General features: G+C 55.2%; 5 protein-coding genes. 3 read left to right on the top strand and 2 right to left on the bottom strand.

The window, feature by feature from the left end; genetic code table 11:
* Positions 1 to 68 precede the first annotated feature (68 nt).
* Positions 69 to 1,616: an ABC transporter ATP-binding protein gene (locus tag ABLU50_RS16020; protein WP_080465962.1), complete on the bottom strand. Its 1,548-nt coding sequence runs from the start codon at positions 1,614 to 1,616 to the stop codon at positions 69 to 71.
* A gap of 5 nt (positions 1,617 to 1,621) precedes the next feature.
* The gene (locus ABLU50_RS16015) at positions 1,622 to 1,807 is read right to left on the bottom strand and encodes a hypothetical protein (RefSeq protein ID WP_204787281.1); all 186 of its coding nucleotides are present in this window, start codon (positions 1,805 to 1,807) and stop codon (positions 1,622 to 1,624) included.
* Positions 1,808 to 2,005: 198 nt separating this feature from the next.
* Between ABLU50_RS16015 and ABLU50_RS16010 the strand changes: the two genes are divergently transcribed.
* The 3 genes from ABLU50_RS16010 to ABLU50_RS16000 form a co-directional block, all read left to right on the top strand.
* Positions 2,006 to 2,446 (top strand): transposase, encoded by a 441-nt coding sequence (locus tag ABLU50_RS16010; protein WP_004189163.1) that lies wholly within the window; start codon positions 2,006 to 2,008, stop codon positions 2,444 to 2,446.
* The gene (tnpB, locus tag ABLU50_RS16005) at positions 2,443 to 2,793 is read left to right on the top strand and encodes an IS66 family insertion sequence element accessory protein TnpB (RefSeq protein ID WP_102004667.1); all 351 of its coding nucleotides are present in this window, start codon (positions 2,443 to 2,445) and stop codon (positions 2,791 to 2,793) included. Before ABLU50_RS16010 ends, tnpB begins: the two co-directional genes overlap by 4 nt.
* 30 nt (positions 2,794 to 2,823) lie before the next feature.
* Positions 2,824 to 3,960, top strand: a 1,137-nt coding sequence (locus ABLU50_RS16000; protein WP_348864853.1) for an IS66-like element ISKox1 family transposase, incomplete at its 3' end; no start/stop codon positions are given.

The following is a 3,960-nucleotide window of genomic DNA, read 5'->3' as shown; positions in this document are numbered from 1 at the left end:
CCCCTGGATCAATTTTCAACCGCTGGGGTGGATCAGTTTTGCACCGTTGGTAACAGTTAAAAACGTATTCATGCTGCTTGCCCCGCCATCCAAGCCCCAATGACCGCACGATCGTGTTGTCCATACAGACTGGTATCCATAATTTTTCCGCGATAAAACACCACCACGCGATCTGCCACAGCTAGAACTTCATCGAGTTCCGAGGAGATAAGTAATACACCGACACCGCGATCCCGAGCCGCGGTGATATGGCGATATACCGCCGCCACCGCCCCGACGTCCAAGCCACGCGTCGGCTGGGCCGCCATCAGCAACACCAGAGGATCAAGCGTTAATTCACGTGCCAGTACCGCTTTTTGCTGATTACCCCCGGATAATCCACCAAAAGAGACGTCCATACCTGCCGCGCGAATATCAAAAAGGGTAATCAGGGCTTGGGCCTGTTCACGCATTTTACCCCGCTGTAAAAATCCCCAACGGGCATATCGTTCTCGATGGTTCAGCAACAAATTCTCCAGCAGGCTCATGTCGGTAATACACCCCAGTGCATGGCGATCTTCCGGCACAATACCTACTCCCGCCAGGGTAATTTGCCGAGGCGTTGCGCCGGTCAAATCCTTGCCTGCGACATACATCTTTCCATTACTGACCGGCTGCATACCGGCCAGCACTGCACCCAGTTCACTCTGTCCATTACCCTCCACTCCGGCAATAGCGACAATCTCTCCCCGATTGACGACCAGTGTGCAATTATCTAACCGCGTGACGCCCAGAGAATCGCGCACGGTCAGGCCATTGAGCTGCAGTACCTCTTCACTCAAGGCATAGCGCTTCGCCTGTGGCCCATTGGGCTCAGGTGTCCATGCCGATGCATGCTCCTGCCCTGGACGGTCAATCATCGCTCGGACGAGGCGATCGATCTCCAGGGCGGGTTGCGCAGAGGTCCTCACGACTCTGCCGCTTTGTAATACCGTAGCTCGAGAGGCAATACGCTGAATTTCAGCCAATTTATGCGTCACCAGCACCACCGCACATCCTTGCTGCGCTACGCGTTCGCACACCGACAGCAGCGCATCGATCTCAGTTGGGAGCAATACGGCCGTCGGCTCATCGAGGATTAACACACTCGGCTGACGTAGTAAGCATTTGACGATCTCCACCCGCTGCCGCTCACCGACCGATAATGTGGAAACAATGGCCTGTAAATTGAGATCGAGGCCCAGACTCTGTAGCGTTTGCATAATACGCTGAAGCTGCTGATCGGCGTTGATCCAGCCTTTAACCTGCCCTAGCAGTAGGTTATCGAGTACTGTGACGTTATCCACGAGACTAAAATGCTGATGCACCATTGCAATTCCAGATAACAGCGCATCTTGGGGCTTTGTGGGGGGGTAGGGCTTACCCGCCCGCAGCATCACACCGCTGTCAGGCTGATGGACGCCAAAAATAACGTTACACAGCGTTGACTTACCTGCCCCATTCTCACCGAGCAGGCAGTGAACTTCGCCAGGCAACAGATCCAAAGTGACATTGGACAGCGCCTGAAACGAACCAAAATATTTATCAATGCCCTGCAACGACAGCGCGGGGATCGGTACTGCGAGCGTGTCAGCCATACTCACTATCCTTCCAGCACGTGAATTTTGCCGCTTTGAATATCCTGTTTAATCTGTTTGAGTTTGGCATCGATCTCAGGCGTTGAGCTGCAAACAACCATGTCTGATGCCTCCGACCCCATCGCCAGGCCAAAGGCTTTATAGCCCGGTTGCCAAGTGTGTTTCTCTAGTTGGTCAATGGCGTACTGCACCTGATAGCCCACCCCCGTTACGCTATAGCCCACGTAGAGTGGATCTGTCCCACAGCGATTGGTATAGCTACCGATGATATGAGTATTTTTCTCTCGGGCAGCTTGCTCTAAGCGTAAGCGTCAAGTCACTACCGCCTGTGATTCCAGTCCCGGGATCGCTAGCTTAGAGCTCCGTCTAATTTAGAAGGAGTTCTGTTCATGGAAAATGCTGCCAACTGGCGAACTGAATCGCGTACCGTCTATTCCAGTGACTTCAAACTTCGGATGGTCGAACTGGCTTCACGACCAGATGCCAACGTCGCACAACTGGCGCGGGAACATGGCGTTGATAATAATCTCATTTTTAAGTGGCTACGCCTCTGGCAGAGAGAGGGGCGAATCTCTCGTCGAATGCCTGCAACTATCGTGGGGCCGGTGGTACCTCAATCTCTTCCGGCTTCTCCGACTCTGTTGTCCGTCGACGTTATCAACGACCCGTTGCCCGCAGCAGAGAATGACACTCTGTGTACGTTCTCCTCCGCTCACGCCAGCGCCACTTCCTGTCATGTTGAGTTCCGCCACGGCAAAATGACGCTGGAGAACCCGTCGTCAGAGTTGCTGACTGTGCTGATCCGCGAACTGACCGGGAGGACACAATGATATCCCTCCCGTCAGGCACCCGCATCTGGCTGGTCGCCGGGGCCACGGATATGCGTAAATCCTTCAACGGGCTGGGCGAACAGATACACCACGTTCTGGATGAGGATCCCTTCTCCGGCCATCTGTTTATCTTCCGGGGACGCCGTGGCGATACCGTGAAAATACTCTGGGCTGATGCTCATGGTCTGTGCCTGTTTATCAAACGCCTGGAAGAGGGACAGTTCGTCTGGCCTGCTGTACGCGACGGCAAAATCGCGATCACCCGCTCACAACTTGCCATGCTCCTTGATAAGCTGGACTGGCGCCAGCCAAAAATACCCCGCCTTAACTCACTGACAATGTTGTAAAAAGAGCATGATCGCATTATAAATGGGGTCATGAGTCAGGACTATCTCGCCCGTATCGCTGCGCTGGAAGACACGCTTCGCCAGAAAGACAGTCAGCTCAGTCTCGTTGCAGAGACTGAGTCGTTCCTGCGTTCTGCACTGGCCCGCGCAGAAGAGAAAATAGAGAACGAAGAGCGCGAGATAGAGCATCTGCGGGCACAGATAGAAAAACTGCGTCGAATGTTGTTCGGTACCCGCTCCGAAAAAATTCGCCGACAGGTTGAAGAAGCCGAAGCCCTGCTGAAACAGCAGGAGCAGCAAAGCGATCGCTACAACGGACGGGAAGACGATCCGCAGGTACCTCGGCAGTTACGTCAGTCCCGCCATCGTCGCCCGTTACCGGCACACCTTCCCCGCGAGATACATCGGCTGGATCCTGCGGAAACCAGCTGTCCGGAATGCGGCAGCGGTATGGCGTACCTCAGTGAAGTCAGCGTGGAGCAGCTGGAACTGGTCTCCAGCGCCCTGAAAGTGATCCGCACGGTCAGGGTGAAAAAGGCCTGCACCCGATGTGACTGTATCGTTGAAGCACCTGCGCCATCACGTCCCATCGATCGGGGTATCGCCGGGCCGGGTCTGCTGGCCCGCGTGTTAACGGCCAAATACTGCGAACACCTGCCGCTGTATCGCCAGTGCGAAATCTTTGCCCGTCAGGGCGTGGATCTGAGCCGGGCTCTGCTCTCCAACTGGGTGGATGCCTGTTGCCGGTTAATGGCCCCGCTGGATGAGGCTCTTTACCACTACGTGATGGACTGCCACAAACTGCATACGGATGACACTCCGGTTCCGGTGCTTGCACCGGGCAGAAAGAAGACGAAAACCGGGCGTATCTGGACGTATGTACGTGACGACAGAAGCGCAGGTTCATCAGATCCGCCAGCGGCATGGTTCGCCTTCTCGCCAGACCGGCAGGGAAAACATCCTCAGCAACACCTTCGCCACTATCATGGTGTGCTGCAGGCGGATGCCTTCGCAGGCTACGATCGGTTGTTCAGTCCGGAACGTGAAGGAGGGCCGCTGACAGAAGCCGCATGTTGGGCCCATGCCCGCCGAAAAATCCATGATGTCTATACAAGCACTCACACAGCGACAGCAGAAGAAGCCCTGAAACGTATCGGTGAGCTGTAC

Source organism: Klebsiella sp. GG_Kp173, from assembly GCF_040062415.1.
GTDB lineage: Bacteria > Pseudomonadota > Gammaproteobacteria > Enterobacterales > Enterobacteriaceae > Klebsiella > Klebsiella quasipneumoniae.
Note: the sequence above shows the minus strand (reverse complement) of the source record. Positions and strands in the feature narration are given on the sequence as shown.

Bases quoted from the DNA above. Each gene is read 5' to 3' on its own strand.
- ABLU50_RS16020 (WP_080465962.1), bottom strand. From the start codon at position 1,616: ATGGCTGACACGCTCGCAGTACCGATCCCCGCGCTGTCGTTGCAGGGC.
- ABLU50_RS16010 (WP_004189163.1), top strand. From the start codon at position 2,006: ATGGAAAATGCTGCCAACTGGCGAACTGAATCGCGTACCGTCTATTCC.
- tnpB (WP_102004667.1), top strand. From the start codon at position 2,443: ATGATATCCCTCCCGTCAGGCACCCGCATCTGGCTGGTCGCCGGGGCC.